Origin of the sequence: Alteraquisediminimonas sediminicola (assembly GCF_019740335.1) — a bacterium.
Taxonomy (GTDB): domain Bacteria; phylum Pseudomonadota; class Alphaproteobacteria; order Sphingomonadales; family Sphingomonadaceae; genus Alteraquisediminimonas; species Alteraquisediminimonas sediminicola.
In genome coordinates this window covers 90,530-116,814 of the sequence record NZ_JAHXZS010000005.1, presented here as the reverse complement: position 1 = coordinate 116,814, position 26,285 = coordinate 90,530, and the positions used below count along the sequence as shown (strand labels likewise).

Here is a 26,285-nt window from a genome sequence, read left to right as displayed (position 1 = left end):
AGAGGGGTCGGAATGACGAACAAAAAGGGGCCGATGCGTTGGCATCGACCCCTGATTGTGCATGCGTATGTGCAGCCGATTACTTCGTCTGCGAACCCGCCTTGGCCTTGCCGCGCGGTTTCTTGGCGGCGGGCGGTGGGGCCGGGGCGACTTCAAAGCTCGGTTGTCCGTCCTTGATCCGCACCTTGACCTCACCCCCATTGACGAGATTGCCGAACAGCAATTCCTCGGCCAGCGGCTGCTTGATCTTTTCCTGAATCAGTCGCGCCATCGGGCGTGCGCCATAGAGCTTGTCATAGCCCTTGTCGGTCAGCCATTTGCGCGCCTCATCATCAAGGCTGATATGCACATTGCGATCCGCCAGCTGCAATTCGAGTTGCAGGATGAACTTATCGACGACCATCGCGACGACTTCCGGCGGCAGATAGCCGAACTGCACGACCGCATCGAGACGGTTGCGGAATTCCGGGGTGAACATCCGCTTGACCGCATCTTCGCTTTCGCTTTCGCGGCTGAGTTCGCCAAAACCGATGCTTTCGCGCGCCATATCGGCGGCGCCCGCATTGGTCGTCATGATCAGGATCACATTGCGGAAATCGACCGTCTTGCCATGATGGTCGGTCAGCTTGCCATTATCCATTACCTGCAACAGGATGTTGAACAGGTCCGGATGCGCCTTTTCGATTTCATCGAGCAACAACACGCAATGCGGTTGCTGATCAATGGCATCGGTGAGCAGGCCGCCCTGATCATAGCCGACATAGCCCGGCGGTGCGCCAATCAGGCGCGATACGCTGTGCCGTTCCATATATTCCGACATGTCGAAGCGTTGCAGCGGAATGCCGAGCAAATTGGCCAATTGCCGCGCGACTTCGGTTTTCCCCACGCCGGTCGGGCCGGTGAAGAGATAATTGCCGATCGGCTTGTCCGGATCGCGCAGGCCTGCACGGCTGAGCTTGATCGCGCTCGACAGCGCGGCAATCGCCGGGTCTTGCCCGAATACCACCCGCTTCAAATCGCCTTCCAGCGTGCCGAGCACGGCCTTGTCGTCGCTCGATACCGTTTTCGGCGGGATGCGGGCCATGGTCGCGATCACGGCTTCGATATCGGCGGGACCGATGATTTTCTTCCGCTTGGACGGCGGGACGAGCATCTGCATCGCGCCGACTTCGTCGATCACATCGATGGCCTTGTCCGGCAGCTTGCGGTCGTTGATATAGCGTGCCGACAATTCGACCGCCGCCTTGATCGCTTCCGGCGTATAGCGGACCTTGTGATGCTCTTCAAAGGCGCTACGCAGCCCCTTGATGATCTTGATCGTGTCCTCGATCGTCGGTTCGTTGACGTCGATCTTCTGGAACCGGCGCAACAGGGCGCGGTCCTTTTCGAAATGGTTGCGGAACTCCTTATAGGTGGTCGAACCGATGCAACGGATCGTCCCCCCGGACAAAGCTGGCTTCAACAGGTTCGACGCATCCATCGCGCCGCCCGATGTCGCGCCCGCGCCGATGACGGTGTGGATTTCATCGATGAACAGCACCGCATGCGGCATTTTTTCGAGTTCGTTGACGACCGCCTTCAGCCGCTCCTCGAAATCGCCGCGATAGCGCGTCCCGGCCAGCAATGCCCCCATATCGAGCGAGTAAATCACCGCTTCCTTCAATACATCCGGCACATCGCCTTCGATGATCTTGCGGGCAAGACCCTCGGCAATCGCGGTTTTGCCCACGCCCGGTTCGCCGACATAGAGCGGGTTGTTCTTGGAGCGGCGGCACAGGATCTGGATTGTGCGATCAACCTCCGGCCCGCGCCCGATCAACGGGTCTACCTTGCCGCGCCGCGCCTTTTCATTGAGGTTGACCGTATATTGATCAAGCGCGCTTTCCTGCTTGTTCTTGCTGTCCTGCTTGGGTGCCTTGTCGTCTTCCGCGCCCTTGACTTCGCGCGGTTCGACCGGCGTCACGCCATTTTTGCCGACGCCATGCGAGATGAAGCTGACGGCATCGAGGCGGCTCATATCCTGTTGTTGCAGGAAATAGACGGCATAGCTCTCGCGTTCCGAGAACAAGGCGACCAGCACATTCGCCCCGGTCACTTCATCGCGGCCAGAGGATTGGACATGCAGGATCGCGCGCTGGACCACGCGCTGAAACCCGCTGGTGGGGGACGGCGTCGTGTCCTTGCTGCCTTTCAGGGCTTCAAGCTCGGTATCGAGATAATGGGTGACCGCGTTGCGTAGCTCATCGAGATCCACGCCACAGGCCACCATGACCTGCGCCGCATCGTCATCATCGGTCAGCGCAAGCAGCAGATGTTCAAGGGTCGCATATTCGTGATGACGCTGCGAAGCGGCGCCAAGGGCGTTATGCAGGGTTTCTTCAAGCGCACGAGCAAAGGATGGCATAAAATTACTCCTTGCAACCAATATCAGGTGCGCTCGTGTCGAGCACAAGAGGGGCGATCAAGTTTTTCGGAACAGTGCATCGGCAGAGCTGCGATGATCCTTCGCCCGGTTCAGGCGCGCGCGACTACGCTCGATTTCTGCGGCAAGGATCGCCATACGGGCCTCCAACTCATCGACCGACAGCGGATCGAGATCCTGACGGCACAAAAGCGCCAGCGGATCATCGGGGCGGCTGCGTAAAAAATCGTCCATATCCATCAGGCGGAAGTTGACCCGATCCCGCCCCCAAGTCAATAAAGCCCGCAGCATTTGTGTCCGAACCGGTCATGTGGGGAGAGCTGATCATCCCTGAATGCGCGGTCATAGGGGAAATCATTGTATGCGTAACGTGCCGGAATTGATGATGGCGATCGACCCTGAAATGGCAGGCGGCCCGGATGTGTTGGTACCGGTCGAACGGCCTGTGCCGGTGCCGGGGCCAGGAGAAGTGCTGATCCGCGTCGCTTATGCCGGGGTCAATCGGCCCGATGTGCTGCAACGCCGGGGCATGTATCCGCCGCCCATTGGGGCGCCGAGCATTCCGGGGCTGGAAATCGCGGGCGAAGTGGTGGCGCTGGGCGCGGGGGTCGAACCTCTTTTGCTGGGCCAGAAAATGTGCGCGCTGATCGGCGGGGGCGGCTATGCCCAATATGCATGCGCGCCTGCGGGCCAATGCCTGCCGGTGCCCGTCACTTTGTCCTTGGCCGAGGCGGCGGCCTTGCCGGAGACATTGTTCACGGTGTGGACCAATTTGTTCGAACGCGCTTATGTGGTCGAAGGCGATCGGGTGTTGGTCCATGGCGGCACGAGCGGCATCGGCACCATGGCGATTACCCTTGGCAAATTATTCGGCCTGACGATGATCGTGACCTGTGGCTCGGATGAAAAATGTGCCCATGCCATCACCATCGGGGCCGATCATGCGATCAATTACAATAGCGGTGATTTTGTCGAGACGGTGCTGCATCTGACCGGCGGCAAGGGGGTGCAGGCGGTGCTGGATATGGTCGGCGGCGATTATGTGCCGCGCAATCTCAAAGGCCTTGCCGAGGATGGCCGCCATGTCTCCATCGCGGTCCAGCGCGGGGCCAAGGCGGAAATCAACATCGGCCAATTGATGGTGCGGCGGCATGTGTTGACCGGATCGACGCTGCGGGCGCGCAATGTGGCGTTTAAATCGCTGGTCGCGGATGAATTGCATCGACTGGTCTGGCCTTATGTCGAAGGCGGGCGGTTGCGCCCGGTGATGGACCGCGTGTTTCCCTTGGCCGAGGCGGCGGCAGCGCACGCCCGGATGGAGGCAGGCGACCATGTCGGCAAGATTGTGCTGGAGATGCCGTGACGGGACATGTGATGATGCCGGATGATCGTCCGGTGCTGTTCTTCGATTCCGGCATGGGTGGGCTGTCCGTGCTGGCCGAGGCGCGTCGCCTGCTGCCGCAGATGCCGGTCGTCTATGTCGCGGACAATGGCTATTTCCCTTATGGCACGCGGACCGAGGCCGAAATCGCGACGCGGGTGCCGGTGCTATTGGGTCGCTTGGCGGAGCGTTATCATCCGCGCCTGATCGTCATCGCCTGCAATACCGCCTCGACGATTGCGCTCGCCCATGTCCGCGCCGCGCTTGATCTGCCGGTGGTCGGTACTGTCCCCGCGATCAAGCCGGCTGCTGCGTTGTCGCAGAAGCGCGTGATCGGCGTGCTGGGCACCGAAGCGACGGTGCGCCAGCCCTATGTCGACAATCTCTCTGCCGAGTTCGGCGCGGATTGCACGGTGTTGCGTTATGGGTCGGCCCGGCTGGTCGAATTGGCCGAGGCCAAGCTGCGCGGCGCGCCGCCCCCGGTTGATGCGGCCAAAGCCTATCGCGCGATTCTCGATGGCCTGATCGGTCAACCGGAGGGCGAACTGATGGATGTGGTGGTGCTTGCGTGCACACATTTCCCTTTAGTGGCGGAGGAACTGGCGGAGGCCGCGCCCCAGCCGCTCCATTTCGTGGATGGCGCGGCGGGCATATCGCGCCGCATTGCGCATTTGACCCAAGATCAAAGCTGGCCCGCACATCCGGGCGCGGGCGTCATGCTGCTCACCGCACCGATGGAGGTGTCGCCGGAGATGCGCGCCAATCTTGCGGCTTTTGGACTGGAAGACATTGCATGGCTGTAAGACGGACGGCGTGGCTGATCCTTGGCATATTGTTGCTGGCGGGGCTTGGCCTGTGGCTGCGTATCGTCAATATCAGCTTGAAGCCCTTATGGCTGGACGAGGCCTATAGCGCCTTTGCCGCCGCGCATGACCTGCGCTTCTTGTGGACGGTCGTGCCGCAATATGAAACGCACCCGCCAGTCTATTATTCCATGCTCCATGGCTGGACCTCGGTTGTGGGCGACAGCCTGATCGCGTTGCGGAGTTTCGGCGTCATCGGCGGGATGCTGGCGCTGGGGGCCGTGCTGGCGGCGGGTGCGGCGTTGGCGCGGCTGATCCGGCTGGATGCGGCTTCGCGCCTGCGCTTGTTGCTGGTGGCGCTGTTGCTTGCCGCATTGTCGCCCTCGCTGGTGGAGATGAGCCGCGAAGTCCGGCCCTATCCATATCTGATCTTCGTCTATGCCTGTAGCATTGCCTGTATGTTCCATATCGCGGATGGGCGCGAACGGGGCAGGCGGATCGGCTGGCGCGTGCTGCTGCCCTATCTCGCCAGCCTGTTGGCATTATTGTGGCTCCATAATCTCGGTGTGATTTATGCGGTTACGCTGACATTGAGCGGGATTGTTTTGTTGTCGCCTTGGCGTTGGTCGCGTGCCGAATGGACCAAAGTGTTTCTGGGCCATGCGCTGGTGGCGATATTTTGGTTGCCGGGCCTGTTGATCCTTGCGCAGCAAAGCCATGGCTGGATCGCCAAGACATGGCTGACCTTCGACCCGACCCGCATCGGCAATACGATCCTTTCGCTCTGGTCGATGCAAGGCATGGCGGCGCTGGCGATCATGCTGTTGTTGATGGTCGCGGGCTTTGTGCAGAACTGGTTGCGGCGCAGATCGATCCGCGCCGCATCCGCCTTGTTGCTGTGCGCCTTGTTGCCGCCGTTGATCGCCGCCTTGATCTCCTATCTCGTCGCGCCGATCTTTCTGCCGCGCACATTGACGCCGGTGGTGGTCCCGGCGATCCTGTTGATGGCGTTGGGCGCAGTCGGGCCATGGCGGCGGGACGGGGCGATGATGCGCCGGTTGTTATTGCTCGCGGCTTTGGTGCTGGCGGTCAATATGGCGCAGGTAAATTACAAGAACCGCCACAGCCCTTATTGGGAAAATTGGTATGAGGTCGCCGATCTGCTGCGCGCCCGTATCCGGCCCGGCGATGAAATCTGGACCTATCCGAACGAGGCGGCGCTGCCGCTGGGCCGCGCCTTGCGTGATCGCGGGCTGGACTATGTCGTGCGGCCCTTGCCGGTCCCGGTCCCGGCCTTGGGCGTGGCGGGGCAGCATCCGACCGGCAGCGCGGCCACGGTCCTGATCACCCGGGCGGAATTGCGCGCCATTGCATCGACACCCACGGCTCGTCAGATCCCGACGATCTGGACGATCCGTGCCGGGTCCAATGCCTATGACCCGGAAGATGACCTGCCTGCCGTGATGAAGGAGCAGCGCGATGAGATCTGGCATTGGTATCGCAGGCCGATCGAGATCACGGGCTATCGCCGCAAGGGCTAGTTTGTGTCGCATGATGCGCTGAGCCGGTCAGCAGTCGCTAAAGGGTTTCTCGGCACAGGGCTTGGCCACGGAATCGCTGTCCAGCTCGGCCAGAAATTCCTGATGGCTCATGCCGATCAATTTGAGCATGTGGCGCAGGCGGGGCGCGATATAATCCGAGGCGAAGGCGCGTTCTTCCCGGCGCAATTTCTCGATGGCGCCCTTGGCGATGAACATGCCGACGCCGCGTCGCGCCACGATATGGCCGAGATCCTGAAAATGTTGATAGGCCTTGGCGACCGTCAGCGGGTTGATATTATGGGAGGCGGCAAAGGCGCGGACCGACGGCAATTGATCGCCTTCTTGCAACGAGCCGTCCAGCAGCATCGTCACAATAAGGCCGCGCAAGCGCAGGTGCATCGGGCCGGGATCTTGGTCAACCACTGACATGGTGACTTAATACACCAATACGCCTGTCAGGTCACGACACATCTGATGCGGCCTGATCGGCTGTGTATCAGTTCAGCGCGGCGATGGCCTGTTCCGCTGCCGCCGCCGCCAGCCGCGCCGCGCGCAACAAATTGGTCTGGAAATCGCCCGCGCTTGCGCCATTGGCATCATCGGTCGTCGCCTTGATCGCTGCCCAGGGCAGGCCAAGCCTGATTGCCACCTGAGCCAGCGCGCCCGTTTCCATATCGACCAGATCGCCGCCCAGCCCTTCGCGCAACCTCAGGCTATGGTCCGGGCATTCGACAAAGCTATCCCCCGTCACGATCCGCACCTTGGGCAGGTCAAGTCCCGGCAAGGGCATGGCGTGAAAGGCTTCAATGCTGGCGGGGCCGATGGGCCAGCTGCCGGCAGTATAATGGGTAAAGCCATCGGGCCGTTGCGCGCCGAAATCGCCCTGCACGGCCTGATGGATGACGAAGCAATCGCCCGCGATCTGACTGAGCTTGCCCGCCGTGCCGATGATCATCAGCAGATCTGCCTGATAGCGCATCGCCAGCATCGTCGCGACCAGCGCGGCATTGACCTTGCCAATCCCGGCGCAGCAGATCGAGATGTCATGGCCGCCATGCGTCAGGCGGCGGATATTGAACGCGCCATGCTGGTCGATGCTGTCATGCTGGCCGGTAAGAAAGGCATCCGCCTCTTCCTGCACGCCGGTAATAATGCCGATTCTGCGCCCCATGTCAGTCTCCGGCAAAGCTGGTGAGGGCGTGGGCCTTGACGCCGCTGGCCAACAGTCGCTCGGTCCCGCCAAGGTCCGGCAGGTCCACAAGGAAGCGTGCCTGATCGATGACCGCGCCTTCGCCGCGCAATAGTCGCACGGCGGCGAGCGCGGTGCCACCGGTGGCGATCAGATCGTCGACCAGCAATACCCGTTGCCCGGGCTGGACCGCGCCGATGTGGAGTTCGATCCGGTCCATGCCATATTCCAGCGCATAATCCATGCCGACCCGTTCGCCCGGCAGCTTGCCCGGCTTGCGCAGGATCAGCTTGCCCTTGGACAGGGCATAGGACAGGGCGGCGGCCACGATAAAGCCGCGTGCCTCGATCCCGGCGATGAGGTCGATCTGATCGGGGTCGAACGTCGCGGCCAGCCTGTCGATAGCCGTGCGAAAGGCGGGGCCGTCGAGCAGCAACGTCGATACATCGCGAAATTGAATGCCCGGTTTGGGATAGTCTGGAATGGTGCGGATCAGCGCCGCCAGATCATGATTGTTACTCGACATACTATTACCCCGGTTCCGCGTTGCTCAGCCCTCCAGCTGGCGAATCAGCAAGCGGACTTCCTGATCGATATCAGCATCGGCTGCGCGGAGCTTCTCAATCTGACGCACGGCATGAATAACCGTGGTGTGATCGCGCCCGCCAAAGCGACGACCAATTTCCGGCAGCGAACGCGGGGTCAATTGCTTGGCGAGATACATCGCGATCTGGCGCGGGCGGGCGACATCGCGCGACCGGCGGGCAGAGGTCATTTCCGCCTGACGAATCCGGAAATGCTCCGATACGCGGCGCTGGATCTCATCGATTGAAATGCGGCGTTGATTGGCGCGCAGCACATCGGCCAGGGTGTCCTGTGCAAACTCAAGGTCGATCTCGCGGCTTTGCAGCATGGCATAGGCCGCGACGCGATTCACCGCGCCTTCCAGTTCGCGAATATTGCTGGTGATGCGGCGTGCCAGAAACTCGACCACCGGCAACGGCATCTGCGTTTGCGGCATGGTTTCAAGCTTGCGAATGATGATGTTGAGCCGCAGCTCGAAATCCGCCGGATTGACGTCCGCGACCAGACCGCCCGACAGGCGCGACAGGATGCGGCTTTCGATCCGCTCCAGATCCTGTGGTGAACGGTCGGCGGTAATCACCAGCCGTTTCCCGGCGGCGATGATCTCATTCATCGTGTGGAAGAATTCTTCCTGTGTCGAATCCTTGCCCGCGATGAACTGGACATCATCGATCATCAGTACATCGGCAGATCGAAGCCGTTCCTTGAAGCTGAACGTATCGCGCGCCCGCATCGAAGCGACGAATTCGTACATGAATTTTTCCGCCGACATGTAGATCACGCGGGCATCCGGGCGATGGGTCCGCCACGCATGGCCGATAGCGTGCATCAGATGCGTTTTGCCAAGGCCGGTGCCGCCATGCAGGAACAACGGGTTGAAACCGGGCGCGCCCGGCGCAGCGAACATGCGCGCAGCGTTGAAGGCGAGTTCATTCGCCTTGCCGCACACGAAATTGTCGAAGGTGAAGCGCGGGTCGAGCGGAGAGCCTGCAATAGGCCCTGCGTTGGGGATGGCTCCGCCTGCAGCCGCATCGTCGGTTGCTACGTCCGCTACCACATCGCGTGCAGTGGCGCTGTCGGCGGCAAGGCCATCGGACATGACAGTTTCATTGGACATTTCGCCCGCAATGAAGCGCACATCGCGGACTTCGGGCATGATTGACCGCCAGGCCAGCTTTAACCGGTCGCCGAAATTATTGGCGACCCAATCCGCCATGAAGCGTGAGGTCAGCCCCAGCACCACGGCTTGGTCGTCCGGGTCATAATCGACAAGCTGCACCGGCTTTAGCCAATGATCATAGGTACGCGCACCGACATCTCGGCGCAGGCCCAGACGAATAGCCTCCCACGCATCCACCAATGGGTCGACCGCCGGTATAAACGGCGCGTTGCCCAAAGCGGACATAGATGGTTGGCTATCGGTCAAAAAATTCCCCCGTCACTCGTTGCACAGATAAATAACTCAACCCCGATAGCGCAGCATCGCCCCCTTGATGCCGATAACCAAAAGCCATCGGCAACGCGCCACGCCAGAGCTTGCAGCTATAATGATTCATGTCGTTCCATCTCTTGGTACAGAGGACAGGAACGGATCATTCGGGTTGAGAGACAGGGTTCACCAACGGGGTCCACAACTGAAAACAGTTGGTTATCCATTGGTTTGGCTAATCTTTTGGTCGATTAACCGGCTGAATTATGTCCCCGCAACCACAGAATCGTCTTGCTTGCATCTGTGTTGATAAAGACCCTTGAGGACTGGGATCAAGACCCCAAATTGTCTCTGAATTGAAATATATAGACTTGACAACGGTGCGTCGCGGAAGTGCGCCTATATGTTTCAACTTATTGATTATATTGATAAAAACCAAAATGGATTGATTCCCGATTCGGGTTGATTCTCCCATCCTATCCGTCACTTGCCCCCGGTTAGTCATGGGTTTCATAGGGTTTGCGAGGGACATAATTTTCCTTATATTTCTCGTATCTTCTCAATATGGTAGGATCGATCGGCCAGACATTGTCCGACCAAGGCATCGCAGCGATGAGCAGCGGTTGAATCAGCCCCGCCGATCGGCTAGGGGCGTTGGATCGCGCATCAGCAGAAACAGCCTAATGGCCCGTGTTGATGACGTGATGGACCTGAATGCCGTGATGGAGACGTGTTTAATATGATGACTTTCCTGCTCGTCGTGCATGCGATCATTGCCACGGCACTGGTCATTGTCATCTTGATGCAGCGCTCCGAAGGCGGCGGGCTTGGCGTTGGGGGTTCGTCCTCTGGCCTGATGACCGCGCGTGGCGCAGCCGACTTCCTCACCCGCTCCACTTCGATTCTCGCGACGATGTTCGTTACCATGTCGATCATTATCGCCGCTGTGGCCTCGCTCAGCCGTGAAAGCGGCAAGGTCGATGTCGAGGCGGTTAAGGCCGCGAGTTCGGCTGTGCCGACAGCTCCTGCCGCGCCTCAGGGTGCAGCTAAGGGAATGGAAGGCCTGACGGTCGCACCGACAGCGGAAAAGGCACCGGCAGCCCCGGCCAAGGATAATGGCGGCGTACCGCTCGCCCGCTGACCGGCGTTAGGGGGCGTTGAACGCCCCCATTAATGGAATAGCAGATGTTAAGCGGCTGGCTTTCCGGATTGGGGGTCAGCTTTTGGCGTTGTTGATGTGCCGCACGCGTCGTCAGCGACGATAGGCCTTCACCGACCGCATTGGCCCCGATGCAGCATCATCTGATCGGCCAGTACCAGCGCCATCATCGCTTCGACCACCGGCACGCCGCGAATCCCCACACAGGGGTCGTGGCGGCCCTTGGTCAGAATATCGGCGGCCTCACCCGCGCGGTTGATCGTTTCGACCGGAATGAGGATTGAACTGGTCGGCTTGAACGCGATCCGAATCACCACAGGCTGACCGGTTGAAATGCCGCCCGCGATGCCGCCTGCGTGATTCGCCAGAAAATCCGGCTTGCCATCTGCGCCGGGGCGCATCGGATCGGCATTGGCCTCGCCGCGCAATCGCGCCGCCGCAAAGCCGTCGCCGATTTCCACGCCCTTGACCGCGTTGATGCTCATCATCGCCGCTGCCAACTCGCTATCGAGCTTGGCATAAAGCGGTGCGCCCCAACCGGCGGGGATGCCGGTTGCGACACATTCGACGATAGCGCCGACCGAAGATCCGGATTTACGTGCCTCATCGACAATCTCTTCCCAGCGGCCTGCTGCAGCAGCATCGGGACAGAAAAACGGGTTAGCGTCGATCTGCGCATCGTCAAACTGTGCGCGATCAATCGCGTCGCCGCCGATTTCGGTGACATAGGCGCGAATCTGGACACCGGACAAAATCTGCCGCGCCACCGCGCCTGCCGCCACCCGCGCCGCCGTTTCGCGCGCCGAGGAACGTCCACCGCCGCGATAATCGCGAAAGCCGTATTTGGCATCATAGGCATAATCGGCATGGCCGGGGCGATAGGCCTTGGCGACGTCCGAATAATCCTTGGAACGCTGGTCGACATTCTCGATCATCAAACTGATCGGGGTGCCGGTGGTCTTGCCTTCAAACACGCCGGACAGGATTTTCACCTGATCCGGCTCTTGCCGCTGGGTCGTGAAGCGGGAGGTGCCGGGCCGCCGTTTGTCCAGCCAGGGCTGAATATCGCTTTCCGACAAGGCCAGCCCCGGCGGGCAGCCATCCAGCACCGCGCCAAGGGCTGGCCCGTGGCTTTCACCCCAAGTGGTAAAGCGCAGCAAGCGCCCGAAGGTGTTGAAGCTCATCCCTGTCCGTTCAGCTGAGGCCGATATCCGGCGCGTCTTCCGCCTTCATGCCGACGACATTGTAACCGGCATCGACATGGTGAATTTCGCCGGTGACGCCCGACGCGAGATCCGACAACAGATACAGCCCCGCGCCGCCGACATCTTCGATCGTGACATTGCGGCGTAGCGGGCTGTTGAGTTCGTTCCACTTGAGAATATAGCGGAAATCGCCGATGCCGGAGGCCGCTAGCGTCTTGATCGGGCCAGCCGAGATCGCATTGACGCGGATATTGTCCGGTCCCAGATCCATCGCGAGATATTTCACGCTGGTTTCCAATGCCGCCTTGGCCACGCCCATCACATTATAATGGGGAATGACCTTTTCCGCGCCATAATAGCTCAGCGTCAAGATCGATCCGCCGTTCGGCATCATCGCGGCGGCGCGCTTGGTGACGGCGACCATCGAATAGGCCGAGATGTTCATCGTCATCAGGAAGTTATCGAGGCTGGTATCGACATATTTGCCGCGCAGCTCGTTCTTGTCGGAAAAGCCGATGGCATGGACGATGAAGTCGATCGTCGGCCAGCGCGCAGCGAGCGTATCAAATGCCGTGTCGAGCGCGGCCATGTCCGATACGTCGCATTCGACGAGGAAATCGCTGCCCAATTGATCCGCCAGCGGACGGACACGCTTTTCCAGCGCTTCACCTTGATAGGAGAACGCCAGCTCTGCCCCTTGCGCGTGCAATTGCTGAGCAATACCCCAAGCCAGCGACTTCTCGTTGGCGAGGCCCATGATCAGCCCGCGCTTCCCTGCCATCAATCCGGACACGATTCCTCCTTGGTGATGTTACCCCGTATCGCCGCGTCCTTTAGCCCGGAACGTATAGAGATTGCCAGTGCTGCGTTCAATTCCGCGCCAATAACAAGTCCGAAACCGGCAAGATAAAAGAAGATGAGCGCGATCATCACCCCGGCAAGGCTGCCATAAGTCTTGTCATAGCCGCCGGTCAGGCCCAGCATCCATGGCAATAAGGCAGTTGCGCCCACCCACCAGATCGTGGTCGCCAATGCGCCCGGCCATTGGGGGTAATGCGTCCCGCGATAGACTCGGGGCGCAAGCGTATAAAACAATATCCAGATCGTTCCATAGAGGACGACCGCCGGCACGATCTTGGTCGTCGCGAGCCATTCGCTGATGTGCTGCATCGCGACCGGCCAGAACCGGCTGACCGCTTCCTCCACACCAACCGCCAAGAATTGCAGCGAAAAAGCCATCATCATCAGCAATACCGATGCAATCGTCATGCCGATGGAGCGCAGACGATAGCTCCAGAACGGCGTCTCGCCACGGGTGTGATAGGCGCGATGCATGATGTCGCGGATGGTTTCGATAAAGCTGCCGGTCGTCCACAGCCCGACCACCGCACCGAGCCAGAGCAAATTGCCCGAACGCGCGGCCAGCACATCATAGATAGGTTCCCGCAAGACGCTGCCCACGCCCGGCGGCATGGTGCGAATCACCGTTTCCACCGCATGGCGGCCTTCTTCTGTTTGCCCCAGCACGCTCGCGATCGCGGCGGCGAAGATGAAAAAGGGGAACAATGTCACCAAGGCGAGATAGGCAAGATTGCCCGCATGGATGAAGCCATCGCTATAGACCCCGATCATGACTTTGCGCGTGATGCGAAACGCACGCACTGCCGTATCCCGCATGTGATGCGGGATACGGTGCAGGATCAGGTCTGGCAGATCAGACATAAATGGTGCGGGCGATCTTAATAATCTGCGCGGGGGTTATGGGCCTCTGCGGTCGCCCAGGTTTCGACAAAGCCTTGCAACGCCTTATCATCGGTGGGCAAATCGACCATCAACCGCACGAGTTGATCGCCCCGTTCGCCCGATTTGCGATGAAATCCCTTGCCTTTCAGCCGGAGCGTGCGCCCGGAAGTTGACCCCGCCGGGATCGACATCATCACCGCGCCGCCTGCCGTCGGCACCTTGATCTTGGCGCCTAGCACCGCCTCTTTCAGCGTCACCGGCAGATCGAGCAGCACATCATCGCCCTCGCGTCGGAAACGACGGTCGGGGCGGATGGTGACGGTGATGATCGCATCGCCCGCGCCACCCGGCCCGTGTTCGCCCTGACCGGCAAGGCGGATCTTGGTGCCTTCTTCCAGCCCATTGGGCAATTTCACATCCATGGTCTTGCCATTGCGGAGCGTCAGCCGTTGATGATGGAGCAGCACCGCGTCCACAAAAGCGACGGCCAGCCGATAGGCCATGTCATCGCCCTTGGGCATGCGGCGTTGCTGTTGCTGGCCAAAGCCGCCGCCCGCCCGGCCACCGAACAGCCCTTCGAAAATATCGCCAAAGCCGCCGCCATCGCCCTGAAAGCCGCCACCCTGAAAACCGCCGCCAAAGCCGCCACCATGGCGTCCACCGCCAAAGCCTTGCGGCGCGCGCGGATTGCCCTGATCATCGATTTCGCCACGATCATATTGGCCACGCTTGTCTGCATCGCCCAAGACATCATAGGCCGCCGTCACCTCGGAAAAACGAGCCGCAGCCTTCGGATTGTCTTGATTGCGGTCGGGGTGCAATTCTTTCGCCAGCTTGCGATAGGCCTTTTTAATTTCGGCCTCGCTTGCGCCCTTTGTCAGTCCCAGTCTTGCGTACAAATCTGCCATGGTTCAATGCGTCATCACATAAAAGTTGATCCCGATCAGGGAATTCGGGTGAAGAATGGGCCTAATGGGCTCGACTTTCAATGATGGGCAAAGGTAAATTATCATCATGGCTGCAGATCCCTTCCTTTGGTTCGATACATGGTACGCCGATGCACGGGCAGCAGAAGTAAATGATTCCAATGCGATGGCCCTTGCTACCGTGGGCGCGGATGGCCGTCCATCGCTGCGCATGGTGCTGTTAAAAGGTCATGGGCCGGACGGATTTATCTTTTACACCAATCAAGAAGGCCGAAAAGCCCGGCAAATTGCGGAGAATCCGGTCGTCGCCTTGCTGTTTCACTGGAAATCGCTGCGTCGCCAGATCAGGGTCGAAGGGCCGGTCGCCACGGTCGATGAGGCGACCGCCGATGCCTATTTCGCCAGCCGCAGTCGTGATTCGCAATTGGGCGCATGGGCATCGGACCAGTCGCGCCCGCTCGATAGCCGCGAGACGTTCGAAGCGCGGTTCGAGGCGATGCGCCTGAAATTCGAGGGGCAAGACGTGCCGCGCCCGCCGCATTGGTCGGGCTATCGCGTCACCCCGGAACGCATTGAATTCTGGCAGGATCGCGAACATCGGCTACATGAGCGCCATCTGTTCGTCCGCAATGGCGAGGGCTGGACCGAAGGACTGTTATACCCATGAGCAATAATCATGCGCATTTTGCGGAACGCGAACGGCTGACGACGCTGGCGGCAAGCGCCAGCATTGCCATGGCGATCTTGCTGGCCATCTTGAAGTCATGGGCCGCATGGCAGACCGGATCGGTGGCGATGCTGGGGTCGTTGGCCGATTCGACGCTCGATATTCTCGCGTCCGGCGTCACCTTATATGCGGTGCGCCTGTCGGCAGCGCCTGCCGATCTTAAGCACGGCTTTGGCCATGGCAAGGCCGAGGCGCTGGCCGCCTTATTTCAGGCGGGGATTGTCACGGCCTCTGCCTTTGCCATTGGCGTGCGCGCCATCATGAATTTCAGCAGCGCGGCCCAGCCCACCCATCCGGAACTGGGGATCGGCGTGTCGGTCATCGCCCTGGCGGGGACGATCATGCTCGTGTTGTACCAGCGCTATATCGTCAAGCGGACTGGATCGATTGCCATTCAGGCTGATCATATCCATTATTCCAGCGATATTCTGTTGAATGCATCGGTGATTATCGCCTTGGTGCTTGATAGCTGGCTTGGCCTGCGCGGGGCAGATCCCATTTTTGGCGTCGGCATTGCATTTTGGCTGATCTGGCATGCGCGCGATGTCGCGGGCCATGCCATCGGGCAGTTGATGGATCAGGAATGGCCGCTGGAAAAGCGCGAACGTTTCGTGGCCATTGCCAGCACGCATCCGGAATTGAAGGGCATTCACGACATGCGGACCCGCACCAGCGGTTCGCGCGATTTCGTGCAATTTCACGTATGGGTGAATCCGAACCTGACCGTATATCAGGCGCATCGCGTCATGGATGAAATTGAAGCGGCGCTAATGGCCGAATTTCCGGGGACGGAAGTGTTGATCCATCCCGATCCCGAAGGCCATACCGATCAGGAAATGGGCTATGTCCCCTCTTTGGACATCGAACACCGGGCGTGAAGTGGGATCAACGCCCCGTTGCGCATGAAGGCAACGGGGCGAATTTGTATCAGTCGCTACCGATCCGCTCGATATCCGCGCCGACCGCCTGAAGCTTTTCTTCCAGCCGTTCATAGCCGCGATCAAGGTGATAAATCCGGCTGACCTGCGTTTCGCCATCGGCGACGAGGCCTGCCAGAATCAGGCTCATCGAGGCGCGCAGATCGGTGGCCATCACCGGCGCGCCGACAAGCTTGTCCACGCCGCGCACGACCGCCGAACGGCCCGTCACCTGAATGTCCGCACCCATGCGGGCCAGTTCCGGCACGTGCATATAGCGGTTTTCAAAGATCGTTTCGGTCAGCACGCTGACGCCATCGGCCAGTGCCAGCATCGCCATGAATTGCGCCTGCATATCGGTCGGGAAGCCGGGATAGGGCGCGGTCGAAATGTTGACGGGCTTCAACCGGCCCGTGGCCGATACATGGATCACATCCTTGCGGACTTCGACCGTGGCGCCTGCCTGCATCAGCACATCGAGAATGGCGGTCATGTCATCTGCATTTGCGCCAACGAGATCGACCGACCCACCGGTAATGGCGGCGGCGCAGGCATAGCTGCCCGCTTCGATCCGATCCGGCATCACGCGATAGGTCGCGCCATGCAGCCGGTCGCGGCCATGGACGATCAGCTTTTCACTGCCAATGCCTTCGATATGCGCGCCCATCGCGACGAGGCAGCGACACAGATCGACGATTTCCGGCTCGCGCGCGGCATTGTCGATCACGGTTTCGCCCTTGGCGAGGACCGATGCCATCAAGGCGTTTTCGGTCGCGCCGACAGACACGACCGGGAAATGGATATGACCGCCACGCAGGCCACCTTGCGGTGCAATCGCGCGGACATATCCTGCGGTCAGTTCGATTTCCGCACCCAAGGCTTCCAATGCCTTCAAATGCAGATCGATGGGGCGGTTGCCAATGGCGCAGCCGCCAGGCAGCGACACCGTGGCCTCACCCGCACGCGCGAGCAGCGGGCCGAGCACGAGGATCGAGGCCCGCATCTTGCGTACCATGTCATAAGGCGCGACATTCGAGGTCAGGCGGCTGGCCCGCAAGGTCATCACCCGGCCAAAATCTTCGGGTCGTGCGCCCTCGATCATCGTCGAAACGCCTAGCTGGTTGAGCAAATGCCCAAAGCCGTCGACATCCGCGAGGCGCGGCAGATTGCGCAGCGTCAGCGGCTCATCCGTCAGCAGCGCGCACGGCAGCAATGTGAGTGCGGAATTCTTGGCACCGGAGATGGGAATGCGACCCTCTAACCGACGGCCACCCTTGATGATGATCTTGTCCATTGCGATGCTTTAAGGCCGAAATATCGACAGGACAAGCAGCAGCATCATTACGGGTCAAACATGGCATGGCAATTTTGTGATGAGGCTGCTAATCGGCCATATTATGGATGCGAGCCAACTCCGTATCGCCCTGTTCACGGGCAATTACAATTATGTGCGCGACGGTGCCAATCAGGCGTTGAACCGTCTTGTCGGCCATTGTCTGCGACAGGGGGCCGCTGTGCGGATTTACTCCCCGGTCGTGGATATGCCTGCATTTCCGCCGACCGGCGATCTGGTGGGCATTCCCAGCCTGCCCGTGCCGGGCCGTGGCGAATATCGCGCGCCGATGATGATTCCGCCCTCGGTGAAGAAGGATATCGCGGCATTCCGCCCCAATATCTTCCATATCGGCAGCCCGGAAATTCTCGGCCATCGCGCGGTGACGCTGGCGCGCAAATGGGATGTGCCGGTGGTGGCATCAGTCCACACGCGGTTTGAAACCTATTTCCGTTATTATCGCCTCGGCTTTATCGAACCATTGATCGAAGCCACGTTGCGCCGCCTGTATCAGCGCTGCGATGCGATTTTCGCGCCCTCCGAATCAATGGCGGAACTGTTGCGCGCACAGCAGATGAACCCGGATGTCGGCATCTGGACGCGCGGCGTGGAGCGCGGGATTTTCAACCCGGATCGGCGGTCTGTCGAGTTGCGGCGCGGCTATGGGATTGCGGATGACGAGCCGGTGATCGGTTTTGTCGGTCGATTGGTCGTGGAAAAGGGCCTCGACGTCTTTTGCGATGCGATTGATGCGCTCAATGCGCGGCAGGTGCGGCATAAGGTGTTGATTGTCGGTGATGGGCCTGCGCGGACATGGTTCCAGCAACGCCTGCCTGATGCGATCTTTGCCGGGTTCCAACAGGGTGAAGCGCTTGGCCATGCGGTCGCATCGATGGATATGTTGTTCAACCCGTCGATCACCGAAACCTTTGGCAATGTCACGCTGGAGGCAATGGCAGCCGCGTTGCCGGTAGTGGCGGCCATCGCGACCGGTAGCCAAAGTCTGGTGCGGCACGAGGTGAACGGCCATCTCGTCACGCCGGGCGATATTAAGGGCTTTGCCGATGCGCTGGAGCATTATTGCGTCAATCTGGAGGCGCGCCAGCGGGCGGGCGCGGCAGGACTGGAAGCGAGCACGCGTTTCGGCTGGGATGAGGTCAATCAGGCGTTGGTCGATTCCTATATCCGGGTGATTGAGCAGCGCCAAAGATAAGCAGAGGCCAGCCTCAAAGTACCTTCTTGCCGTCGTGCTTCAGCTTTTCCAGCGTGTGCCATAATTTTTCCACCGCCCGCGCGGTCGGGCTGCGCGGGGCATAGGCCCCCAAGGGCAATTGGCGAATGCCCATTTGCTCTACCGTCGCGGCCATCGGAATGGCGGGGCAGCCGGGGTCGGCATCCGTCGTTTCGCGATGTTCCTTGCGGCGGCGATCGACCATGTTGAACACCGGATAGACCGGCGGACCGCCCTTGTGATGACGATCGAGAAATTCCCGCAGCGCATGGAAAGACCGACGCGCCAAGGTTGAAGGGATGATCGGGGCCAAAATCAGATCGGCGGCGCGCGCGACCTGATCGGCGGTGGAGCCAAGGCCGGGCGGGCAATCGAGGATGATCAGATCATATTGTTGCGCGAATCCGGCGATCAGTTTTTTCAGCCGGTTTTCCTTGTCGATCTCGGAAAAAATCGCATCCAACGACCGGATCGAGGCATCGGCAGGGAGAAGATCGATCCGTGGCACATTGGTATGCTGGATCAGGACTTCCGGTTCGACATCACGATAGATGACTGCGCCTGCGGCATCATGCCTTTTGCCCTTGCCGCCAAGGATAAAGGTCGATGCGCCCTGCGCGTCGAGATCCCATAACAATACGCGGCGTTTGGACAAAGTGGCGGCGGCCCATGCAAGGTTGACCGATAGCATCGTCTTGCCCACCCCGCCCTTGGGGTTGAAGATGGCAATGGTCGACATCGGTGGCGGGTCTCCCTGACCTAAGGCTTGGCCATGAAAACTGGCAGAATTCCTTGTGAATGACAAATGCTATGTTGCAGCGCACATAATCGGGGCGTGTCGCGATCTTGCCAATCGGCCATAGCGGGCGCAAAGCGCGACACGATGATTCGCGCGTTGATCCATAATCGGCAGAAGATGGCGCTGGCCCTGATGGGACCTGTGCTGCTGCTTGTGCTGGCGATGCGCGTGCTGGTCCCGGCGGGCTATATGCCGATGGCATCGGCGCACGGCCTGACCATCACGCTTTGCACCCCCAAGGGCGCGGTGGATGTCACGGTGAATGTCGATAAAAAGGCCCCGGCCTCATCGCATCAGGCGGCAGGCGATCATTGCATCTTTGCCTCTGCCTTGGGCAGTGCCGCCCTGTTGGCGGTGCAGCCCTTGCTCGCGCTGGCCATGCCGCCATTGGCCGGATTGGCCGGGGGCATGGCGATTGCCGATCTCACCCCGCATCGTCTGGCCGCGCCGCCGCCGCCTGCCATCGGACCGCCTGCCTTCATTCAAGCCTGATTTTTAAGCGCGCCAGCCTGTTTGGCCAGCTCTGTTGAGCTGTGCGCGCCTATCTGCTTGAATGAGAGAGATTTATGCAAATTGAACAATGCGCGCGGCTGGCGATGGGCCTGCTTGTCGCCTCTGTGACGCCCGCTTTTGCCGAGGCGGAAAACGCCGCCGCCGACATCATCGTGATCGGCCAGAATGAAGCCCCGATCACGGTCGTCCCGCGCGGTCTGTCCGTGTCGTTGGGCGATAAAGAGTTTGAAGCGATCAACGCCGTCAATGTCGAAGACTTGATGAAATACGCCCCCAATTTCTTCGTCCGCAAACGCTTTGCCGGGGATGATAATGCGGTCGTCGCCCTGCGCGGGGCGAATACGATCCAGAGCGCGCGGACGATCGTGCTGGTCGATGGGTTCGTCGTGTCCAATTTCCTCGGCAATCGTTGGGATTATCCACCGAAATGGAATGTCGTCGGGCCATCGGAAGTGCGCCAGTTCGATCTTGTCTATGGCCCTTATGCCGCGCGTTATGGCGGGAATTCGATGGGTGGCGTGATTTCGGTGACGACGAAATCACCGGAAGGCACCTCGGCCTATGCCACCACCCAGACCATGATCATGCCGTTCAAGGAATATGGCTATGATGAGGTGTTTCAGGGATATAGCGTAGAGGCTGGTGCATCGTATAAACAGGCCGATGGGCCGTGGCGGGTGCGCGGCGGCTATCGTCATTTCCACAATATCGGCCAGTCGATGACCTATCATCTGCTGACCCCCAGCAGCGGGACCGGCGTGGCCGTGAGCGGGGCTTTTGTCGATCCCCGCTTGGCGGCCCCGGTATTTGGCGGTGCATCGCCGGTGGATGTGACGCAGGATCAGGGCCGGTTGCGGATCGGTTATGCGGCGGAAAATGGCTGGGATATCGAGGCGCTCGGCTTTGTCTGGAAAACCCGGCAGATATTGGAGGACAGCCGCAGTTTCTTGCGCGATGGCGCGGGCAGTCCGGTCTATCAGGGCAAGGTCAGCCTTGCGGGCCGGACATGGAATGCGACCGGGCTGAATATGTCGACGACCGAGCGTCTGGAATATCTGGCGGGGCTGAAACTCAACGGGCCGCTACTTGGTTGGGATGTTGCGACCAATCTGTCGCATTATTGGATCCCGACACAGGATGCGCGCACCTCCAATGATTATCTGACCGGGGCATCGCAGGGCAAAGGCACGCAGACGGTGCAGAAGAATACAGGATGGTGGACCGGCGATGTGACGTTGGACCGCCAATCGGGTCGTCATAAATGGGGGGTCGGGCTGAACGCCAATGTGTATGAAATGGCGCAGGACAATTTCAATACGAGCAATTGGCGGCGAGCCACCGCGCCGGTCTTTACCAGCGCGACCTATGGCAAGACCAGCCTATGGGGCCTGTGGGTCGAGGACGCTTATGATCTTGGCGGGCATTTCACCCTGACGGGCGGCGTGCGTTATGATCGCTGGCGCGCCTTTGGCGGGGGGATCGACAAGGCCGTCAGCGGCGCGCGCCTGTCCAGCCGATATGCCCATCGCCATGATGAGGCGATCAGCCCCAAGCTCAGCCTGCAAGGCCGGATTTTGGGCGATGTTGATGTGCAGATCAGCCTTGGTAGCGCGGTGCGCTTTCCCACGGTCGGGGAATTGTTCCAAGGCCGGTTCGATGATGTGTCTCGGCAGATCGACCCGCAAAGCCATGATCCGAACCTGCGCCCTGAAAAGTCCAAGGATGCAAATCTGATCGTCCGGCGGCGTTTCGGCCAGATGCAGGTGACGGCGAGCCTGTTTTATCAGGGCATCAACGACGCGATCTTCAGCTTTAGCGGGCTGAATCAGTTCGGTACGGTCATCACCTCCTACAAGAATATCGACAAGGTCCGGCAATATGGGGTCGAGTTAATCGGTGAGGCGCGCAATGTCCTGATCACGGGGCTTGATGCGGATGCCAATATTGCTTGGATCGATGCCAGAACCGTCCGCAATCTCGTCAATCGGTCGGCAGAGGGCGTCAAATTCCCGCGCATCCCGACATGGCGGGCCAATGGCAATATTCGCTATCAAATTGCCGAACCGGTGAAATTATCGCTCGGCTGGCGTTATGCCTCAACGCCCAATTCCGATCTGTTCGGGCTGGTCCGGGGCGATGGCTATGGCTTTCAGTCGGCATATTTCACCGTGGATGCACGGGCATCGATCGACCTCAATCGCAACCTCCAGTTGAATATCGGCGTCGATAATATCTTCAATGACAAGGCCTATGTGGCGCATCCATTGCCGCAGCGCAGCTTCGTCGTCGATCTGAAAGCGAAAATCTGACATGACCACGACATCTCACCGCAAGGCTGCATTTTATCGCATGATTTGGCGCTGGCATTTTTATGCCGGGCTGTTCGTGATCCCGTTCATCCTCATGCTCTCGCTTTCGGGTGCGCTGTATCTGTTCAAGCCGCAGGTCGAACGATGGGAAGAACGCGCTTATCAGCAATTGCCGACGACCCATGAAGTATCGCCCAATGTCCAGCTTGATGCCGCGCTTGCGGCCTTTCCGCACAGCCAGTTTCATAGCTACCGCCTGCCGGAACGGGTGGGCGATGCGGCGATGATCCATCTGGCCTTGGCGGATGGCATTGCGATGCGCGATGTCTTTGTCTCGCCACAGGGCCGGGTGTTGGGCAGCATCGATCCCGAAAGCCGGATCATGGCCTTTGATCATCGGCTGCATGGGCAATTGCTGATCGGCCAGCGGGGGAGTTGGCTGGTCGAACTGGCGGCGAGTTGGGCCATCGTGATGGTGGTGACGGGCCTCTATCTCTGGTGGCCGCGTGGGCGCGGCTTGGCGGGGGTATTGTGGCCGCGCCTGTCCAAAGGATCGGGCATTATCTGGCGCGATTTGCATGCCGTCACCGGTTTCTGGGTCGCGGGGCTGGCTTTGGTGTTGCTGCTGACGGGTCTGCCTTGGGCCGATGTCTGGGGCAGCGCTTTCAAAAGCGTGCGCGCCGAAATGGGCTGGGTCAAAGGGCGCCAAGACTGGACGATTGGCGGCAAGCCGCCCGCTGATGACAATGGCGGCGGCGCACATGCCGAACATGATCATCAGGCGATGATGCGGATGGCGGCGGCGGGCATGAAGATGGCGGGGCTGGCCGATATTGTTGCTAAAGCCAAGGCGGCACATCTCGCCTTTCCGGTGCTGATCAGCCCGCCCGGCGCAGCCGCCAACATGGCATGGACGGTCAAATCGGATAGCCAGAACCGGCCACAGCGCATCAGCATCACTTACGACATGGCGACCGGCAATTTATTGTCGCGCGAAGGCTTTGCCGATAAGCATGTGATCGACCGGGTGATCGGCTATGGCGTCGCATGGCATGAGGGGCAGTTGTTTGGTCCCATCAACCAGTTGATCGGCGTGTTGACGGCGGCCGGGTTGGTCTTGCTGTCGATCAGCGGTTTCGTCATGTGGCGGCGGCGTAAGCCCGCGCAGCAATTGGGCGCGCCCCCCTTGCCGCATATGCCCCCGCGCATGGGCGGGGTGATGGCGATCATCTTCGGCCTTGCGGCATTGCTGCCGTTGCTGGCCGCATCTTTGCTGTTGATGCTGTTGTTCGATCTGTTGATCTTGCCGCGCCTGCCCGGTGTGGCCCGCTGGCTGGGGATGAAGCGGGCTTAGGCGCGGATCGCCGTCACCAGATAATTGAGGTCCAGCCGGTCGGAGAGGTGAAAGCCCTTGGCCGGGGACCATGCGATACCGTGGCGGTCGATCACCTGCATCTGATGCGTGGCGAGCAATTGTCCGAGTTCATCCGGGGCAATAAACTGGTCCCAATGATGGGTGCCTTTGGGGATTTGGCCAAGGCCCTCGCCAATGTCGATCATCATCAGCCGGGATAATGCCGTCCGGTTCGGGGTGGAGAGGATCATCAGGCCATGGGGGGCCAAGCGGGCGGCAAGCGCCGTGATGAACGCGTCCGGATCGGTGACATGCTCGATCACCTCCATCGAGGTGACAAGATCGAACTGGCCGTCCAGCGCCGCCACTTCGCCGCAGCGATAATCGATGGCGAGGCTTTGCGGCGCGGCATGGGCTTTGGCCACCGCGATATTTTCGGGCGCGGCATCAAGGCCGGTGACATTGCCGCCCAATCGCGCCAGTGGTTCGCACAACAGGCCCGCCCCGCACCCTGCATCCAATACCGTCTTGCCGGATAAGGGCGTGCGGTTGGCAAGGCTGGTGCCGAAATGCCGGTCGATCTGCTGGCGGATATAGGCAAGGCGCACCGGGTTCAATTGGTGCAACGGCTTGGAACTACCGTGCGGATTCCACCAATCCGCCGCCATGGCGCCAAAATGAGCCGCCTCGTCCGGGGCAATGGTCGTCGTCATTGGTGGTTGTTCCGTCCTGAAAGATTTAGTCGCGCTTTTTCAGCTCGCCGAGAATTTCGCGCAACAATAGCACATCCGCCGGATCACCGGCAGGGGCGACTTCGGCAGGCTTGATGAGCTTGCTGGCGGTGCGTACGATCATGAACACGACAAAGGCGAGGATCATGAAGTTGATCGCCTCACCGATAAAGCTGCCATAGGCCAGCACTGGTACGCCCGCAGCCTTGAGCGCGGCCAGATCATTGGCCCCGTCCGGTGCATGGCCCAAGACGATATAGAGATTGGAAAAGTCGATCCCGCCGATAATGGCGGAGATGACCGGCATGATCAGATTATCAGTGAGCGAAGACACGATCTTGCCAAAGGCCGCGCCGATGATGACACCGACCGCCAGATCAAGCACATTGCCACGATTGATAAATGCTTTGAATTCGCTGAATAATGCCATGATTTTCCGACCTCCCGGGTGGTTATCTATTTGCGGACTTGTCAGGCTGAATAGCGGGATAGTCAAGCTACGGGATTTGCCGATAGACGGGGGCTGATCAGGCCGCCGCGCGGTTTTCCGCGAGGGCGTCCAACAGGCTGGTGCCGTCGAGGATGCGGGCGGTATCGTCGCGCACGACCATCATCGCGCGGCGAATGGCGCAGCTCGCCTCATCCTTGCAGTCCTTGCAGCGCTTATAGGCAGTGTGGCTGACGCATGGCACGAGCGCGAGTGGCCCCTCCATCTTGCGAATAATGTCGCCAAGGCTGATGAGATGTGGCGGCTTGGCAAGGGTAAAGCCGCCGAGCTTGCCACGATGGCTGGCGACCATGCCCGCCTCGCGCAATTCGGTCAGGATGATTTCGAGAAATTTGCGCGGGACTTGCGCCTCTTTGGCGATCACGCTCATCGGTAGCGGGCCGGATTCCGCCGATTGCTTCGCCAGCAACAACATGGCGCGCATCGCGTATCTGGATCGCTGGGTAAGCATTCATTGAACATAGCTGTTTTATGTGGATTTTCAAGGGTGAGAGCCCCAAATCTGCGGAATATCGACGGTTATGCAGATGGGGACAGTTAAACTCCCCTAAATCAGGGGTGATTGGCCGCGCCCGTTTGGGGGGCGCGTGGTTGAATTTGTCGGTTGTCTGCCGCATAGGCTAGGGTGAAAAGCACCGAAATAGGGGCCGTTTGATCAATCCGGCCCTGTTAATATCAGGATCATTGCCTTGACCGATCTGCCTTTGGTGGCCGCACCCCTCACGACCCATTTTTTTACCGCAGAAGATGGGGCGCGATTGGCGTGGCATGAAATGGGTGTTGGTAGGCCCTTGGTCCTGATCCACGGCCTTTTTTCCTCGGCGCATATCAATTGGATCAAATATGGCCATGCGCGTGTGTTGGCGGAGGCCGGTTTCCGGGTGATCATGCCGGATTTGCGCGCGCATGGCGAAAGTGCCGCGCCGCATGATCCGGCGGCCTATCCGCTTGATGTGCTGGCCGATGACGCGGTGGCACTGATCCGCCATCTGGGGCTGACCGATTATGATCTGGGCGGCTATTCCTTGGGCGGGCGGACGGTGTTGCGGATGATGATCCGGGGGACGGTATCGCCGCGCCGCGCGATGGTGCTGGGCATGGGGCTGGCGGGGATGCTCGATACCGGCCATCGCGCCGCGTTTTTCCGGGAGGTTCTCTCGCACCTCGGGACGCATCCGCAAGGGTCTGAGGCATGGCGGGCCGAAGCATTTTTCAAAACAACGGGCGGTGATGCGACGGCGTTGATCGGGCTGTTGGGCAGTTTTGTCGATAGCCATGAAGCGGAACTCAAGGCCATTCCCTATCCGACGGCAGTCATCTGCGGGACGGAGGATCAGGATAATGGCTCTGCCGAGGCCTTGGCGCGATTGCTGCCGCAAGGGCGATATATGTCGATGCCGGGCAATCATATGAATGCGGTGGCCAAGCCGGAAATGGGGCGGGCGATGCGGGATTTTCTGCTCGCTTGACCTCGGGCGAT

At 60.1% G+C, this 26,285-nt stretch carries 26 protein-coding genes; 11 read left to right on the top strand and 15 right to left on the bottom strand.

What is annotated here, in order from left to right:
- Nucleotides 1-79: 79 nt before the first annotated feature.
- Nucleotides 80-2,404 (bottom strand): ATP-dependent Clp protease ATP-binding subunit ClpA, encoded by a 2,325-nt coding sequence (gene clpA / locus K6117_RS10960; protein ID WP_221794923.1) that lies wholly within the window; start codon nucleotides 2,402-2,404, stop codon nucleotides 80-82.
- A 57-nt stretch (nucleotides 2,405-2,461) separates the two neighbouring features.
- Nucleotides 2,462-2,713 (bottom strand): DUF1192 domain-containing protein, encoded by a 252-nt coding sequence (locus K6117_RS10955; protein WP_425514707.1) that lies wholly within the window; start codon nucleotides 2,711-2,713, stop codon nucleotides 2,462-2,464.
- A gap of 70 nt (nucleotides 2,714-2,783) precedes the next feature.
- Between K6117_RS10955 and K6117_RS10950 the strand changes: the two genes are divergently transcribed.
- Genes K6117_RS10950 through K6117_RS10940 form a run of 3 tightly spaced genes read left to right on the top strand, consistent with a single transcriptional unit; the run spans nucleotide 2,784 to nucleotide 6,147 of the window.
- The gene (locus K6117_RS10950) at nucleotides 2,784-3,785 is read left to right on the top strand and encodes an NAD(P)H-quinone oxidoreductase (protein WP_221794921.1); all 1,002 of its coding nucleotides are present in this window, start codon (nucleotides 2,784-2,786) and stop codon (nucleotides 3,783-3,785) included.
- Between the two features lie 14 nt (nucleotides 3,786-3,799).
- Complete coding sequence (murI, locus tag K6117_RS10945; RefSeq protein WP_221795118.1) at nucleotides 3,800-4,606, top strand: glutamate racemase; 807 nt, start codon at nucleotides 3,800-3,802, stop codon at nucleotides 4,604-4,606.
- On the top strand, nucleotides 4,597-6,147 hold the full coding sequence (locus K6117_RS10940; protein WP_221794919.1) for a hypothetical protein: 1,551 nt from the start codon (nucleotides 4,597-4,599) through the stop codon (nucleotides 6,145-6,147). Before murI ends, K6117_RS10940 begins: the two co-directional genes overlap by 10 nt.
- Nucleotides 6,148-6,174: 27 nt before the next feature.
- Here K6117_RS10940 and K6117_RS10935 read toward each other — a convergent pair whose 3' ends face one another.
- The 4 genes from K6117_RS10935 to dnaA all read right to left on the bottom strand — a co-directional run bounded on the left by K6117_RS10935 (nucleotide 6,175) and on the right by dnaA (nucleotide 9,326).
- Nucleotides 6,175-6,576, bottom strand: a complete 402-nt coding sequence (locus K6117_RS10935) for a GntR family transcriptional regulator (protein WP_221794917.1) — start codon at nucleotides 6,574-6,576, stop codon at nucleotides 6,175-6,177.
- 67 nt (nucleotides 6,577-6,643) lie between these two features.
- Entirely contained in the window at nucleotides 6,644-7,318 is a 675-nt protein-coding gene (locus K6117_RS10930) for a 5'-methylthioadenosine/S-adenosylhomocysteine nucleosidase family protein (protein WP_221794915.1), read from the bottom strand.
- 1 nt (nucleotide 7,319) lies between these two features.
- Complete coding sequence (locus K6117_RS10925) at nucleotides 7,320-7,862, bottom strand: adenine phosphoribosyltransferase (protein WP_221794913.1); 543 nt, start codon at nucleotides 7,860-7,862, stop codon at nucleotides 7,320-7,322.
- A gap of 24 nt (nucleotides 7,863-7,886) precedes the next feature.
- Nucleotides 7,887-9,326, bottom strand: coding sequence for a chromosomal replication initiator protein DnaA (dnaA, locus tag K6117_RS10920; protein ID WP_221794911.1), 1,440 nt, complete (start codon nucleotides 9,324-9,326; stop codon nucleotides 7,887-7,889).
- A 763-nt stretch (nucleotides 9,327-10,089) separates the two neighbouring features.
- On the opposite strand from dnaA, the gene secG reads away from it, so the two are divergent.
- Complete coding sequence (gene secG / locus K6117_RS10915) at nucleotides 10,090-10,491, top strand: preprotein translocase subunit SecG (protein ID WP_221794909.1); 402 nt, start codon at nucleotides 10,090-10,092, stop codon at nucleotides 10,489-10,491.
- Between the two features lie 128 nt (nucleotides 10,492-10,619).
- Here secG and aroC read toward each other — a convergent pair whose 3' ends face one another.
- The 4 genes from aroC to K6117_RS10895 are packed head-to-tail and all read right to left on the bottom strand — an operon-like array spanning nucleotide 10,620 to nucleotide 14,365.
- Nucleotides 10,620-11,693 (bottom strand): chorismate synthase, encoded by a 1,074-nt coding sequence (aroC, locus tag K6117_RS10910; protein ID WP_221794907.1) that lies wholly within the window; start codon nucleotides 11,691-11,693, stop codon nucleotides 10,620-10,622.
- 10 nt (nucleotides 11,694-11,703) lie between these two features.
- Nucleotides 11,704-12,507: an enoyl-ACP reductase FabI gene (gene fabI, locus K6117_RS10905; RefSeq protein WP_343211776.1), complete on the bottom strand. Its 804-nt coding sequence runs from the start codon at nucleotides 12,505-12,507 to the stop codon at nucleotides 11,704-11,706.
- Complete coding sequence (locus K6117_RS10900; RefSeq protein ID WP_246605041.1) at nucleotides 12,495-13,436, bottom strand: YihY/virulence factor BrkB family protein; 942 nt, start codon at nucleotides 13,434-13,436, stop codon at nucleotides 12,495-12,497. Before K6117_RS10900 ends, fabI begins: the two co-directional genes overlap by 13 nt.
- Before the next feature lie 17 nt (nucleotides 13,437-13,453).
- A complete protein-coding gene (locus K6117_RS10895) occupies nucleotides 13,454-14,365 on the bottom strand; it encodes a DnaJ C-terminal domain-containing protein (protein WP_221794906.1) in 912 nt (303 codons plus the stop codon).
- Nucleotides 14,366-14,471: 106 nt separating this feature from the next.
- On the opposite strand from K6117_RS10895, the gene pdxH reads away from it, so the two are divergent.
- On the top strand, nucleotides 14,472-15,050 hold the full coding sequence (gene pdxH / locus K6117_RS10890; RefSeq protein WP_221794904.1) for a pyridoxamine 5'-phosphate oxidase: 579 nt from the start codon (nucleotides 14,472-14,474) through the stop codon (nucleotides 15,048-15,050).
- A complete protein-coding gene (locus tag K6117_RS10885; RefSeq protein ID WP_221794902.1) occupies nucleotides 15,047-15,988 on the top strand; it encodes a cation diffusion facilitator family transporter in 942 nt (313 codons plus the stop codon). Before pdxH ends, K6117_RS10885 begins: the two co-directional genes overlap by 4 nt.
- Nucleotides 15,989-16,037: 49 nt before the next feature.
- Here K6117_RS10885 and murA read toward each other — a convergent pair whose 3' ends face one another.
- A complete protein-coding gene (gene murA / locus K6117_RS10880) occupies nucleotides 16,038-17,321 on the bottom strand; it encodes a UDP-N-acetylglucosamine 1-carboxyvinyltransferase (RefSeq protein ID WP_221794900.1) in 1,284 nt (427 codons plus the stop codon).
- Between the two features lie 103 nt (nucleotides 17,322-17,424).
- Between murA and K6117_RS10875 the strand changes: the two genes are divergently transcribed.
- Nucleotides 17,425-18,573 carry a glycosyltransferase family 4 protein gene (locus tag K6117_RS10875; RefSeq protein WP_221795113.1) on the top strand — a complete coding sequence of 383 codons (1,149 nt, stop codon included), beginning with the start codon at nucleotides 17,425-17,427 and terminating at the stop codon, nucleotides 18,571-18,573.
- A gap of 13 nt (nucleotides 18,574-18,586) precedes the next feature.
- Here the strand turns inward: K6117_RS10875 and K6117_RS10870 are convergent, their stop codons facing one another.
- Complete coding sequence (locus tag K6117_RS10870) at nucleotides 18,587-19,330, bottom strand: ParA family protein (RefSeq protein WP_221794898.1); 744 nt, start codon at nucleotides 19,328-19,330, stop codon at nucleotides 18,587-18,589.
- A 96-nt stretch (nucleotides 19,331-19,426) separates the two neighbouring features.
- Here K6117_RS10870 and K6117_RS10865 point away from each other — a divergent pair, with 96 nt between their 5' ends.
- From K6117_RS10865 to K6117_RS10855, 3 genes are all read left to right on the top strand, one after another.
- Nucleotides 19,427-19,882 carry a hypothetical protein gene (locus K6117_RS10865; protein ID WP_221794896.1) on the top strand — a complete coding sequence of 152 codons (456 nt, stop codon included), beginning with the start codon at nucleotides 19,427-19,429 and terminating at the stop codon, nucleotides 19,880-19,882.
- 74 nt (nucleotides 19,883-19,956) lie between these two features.
- Nucleotides 19,957-22,212: a TonB-dependent receptor gene (locus K6117_RS10860; RefSeq protein WP_221794895.1), complete on the top strand. Its 2,256-nt coding sequence runs from the start codon at nucleotides 19,957-19,959 to the stop codon at nucleotides 22,210-22,212.
- Nucleotide 22,213: 1 nt separating this feature from the next.
- Nucleotides 22,214-23,566, top strand: coding sequence for a PepSY-associated TM helix domain-containing protein (locus tag K6117_RS10855; protein WP_221794893.1), 1,353 nt, complete (start codon nucleotides 22,214-22,216; stop codon nucleotides 23,564-23,566).
- On the opposite strand, the gene ubiG is transcribed toward K6117_RS10855, so the two are convergent.
- The 3 genes from ubiG to K6117_RS10840 all read right to left on the bottom strand — a co-directional run bounded on the left by ubiG (nucleotide 23,563) and on the right by K6117_RS10840 (nucleotide 25,256).
- Nucleotides 23,563-24,279: a bifunctional 2-polyprenyl-6-hydroxyphenol methylase/3-demethylubiquinol 3-O-methyltransferase UbiG gene (ubiG, locus tag K6117_RS10850; RefSeq protein WP_221794891.1), complete on the bottom strand. Its 717-nt coding sequence runs from the start codon at nucleotides 24,277-24,279 to the stop codon at nucleotides 23,563-23,565. The genes K6117_RS10855 and ubiG overlap by 4 nt on opposite strands.
- A 25-nt stretch (nucleotides 24,280-24,304) precedes the next feature.
- Complete coding sequence (gene mscL / locus K6117_RS10845; protein WP_221794888.1) at nucleotides 24,305-24,727, bottom strand: large conductance mechanosensitive channel protein MscL; 423 nt, start codon at nucleotides 24,725-24,727, stop codon at nucleotides 24,305-24,307.
- 97 nt (nucleotides 24,728-24,824) lie between these two features.
- Nucleotides 24,825-25,256, bottom strand: coding sequence for an RrF2 family transcriptional regulator (locus K6117_RS10840; RefSeq protein ID WP_221794886.1), 432 nt, complete (start codon nucleotides 25,254-25,256; stop codon nucleotides 24,825-24,827).
- Between the two features lie 253 nt (nucleotides 25,257-25,509).
- Between K6117_RS10840 and K6117_RS10835 the strand changes: the two genes are divergently transcribed.
- Nucleotides 25,510-26,274 carry an alpha/beta fold hydrolase gene (locus K6117_RS10835; protein WP_425514712.1) on the top strand — a complete coding sequence of 255 codons (765 nt, stop codon included), beginning with the start codon at nucleotides 25,510-25,512 and terminating at the stop codon, nucleotides 26,272-26,274.
- The last annotated feature ends 11 nt before the right edge of the window (nucleotides 26,275-26,285 follow it).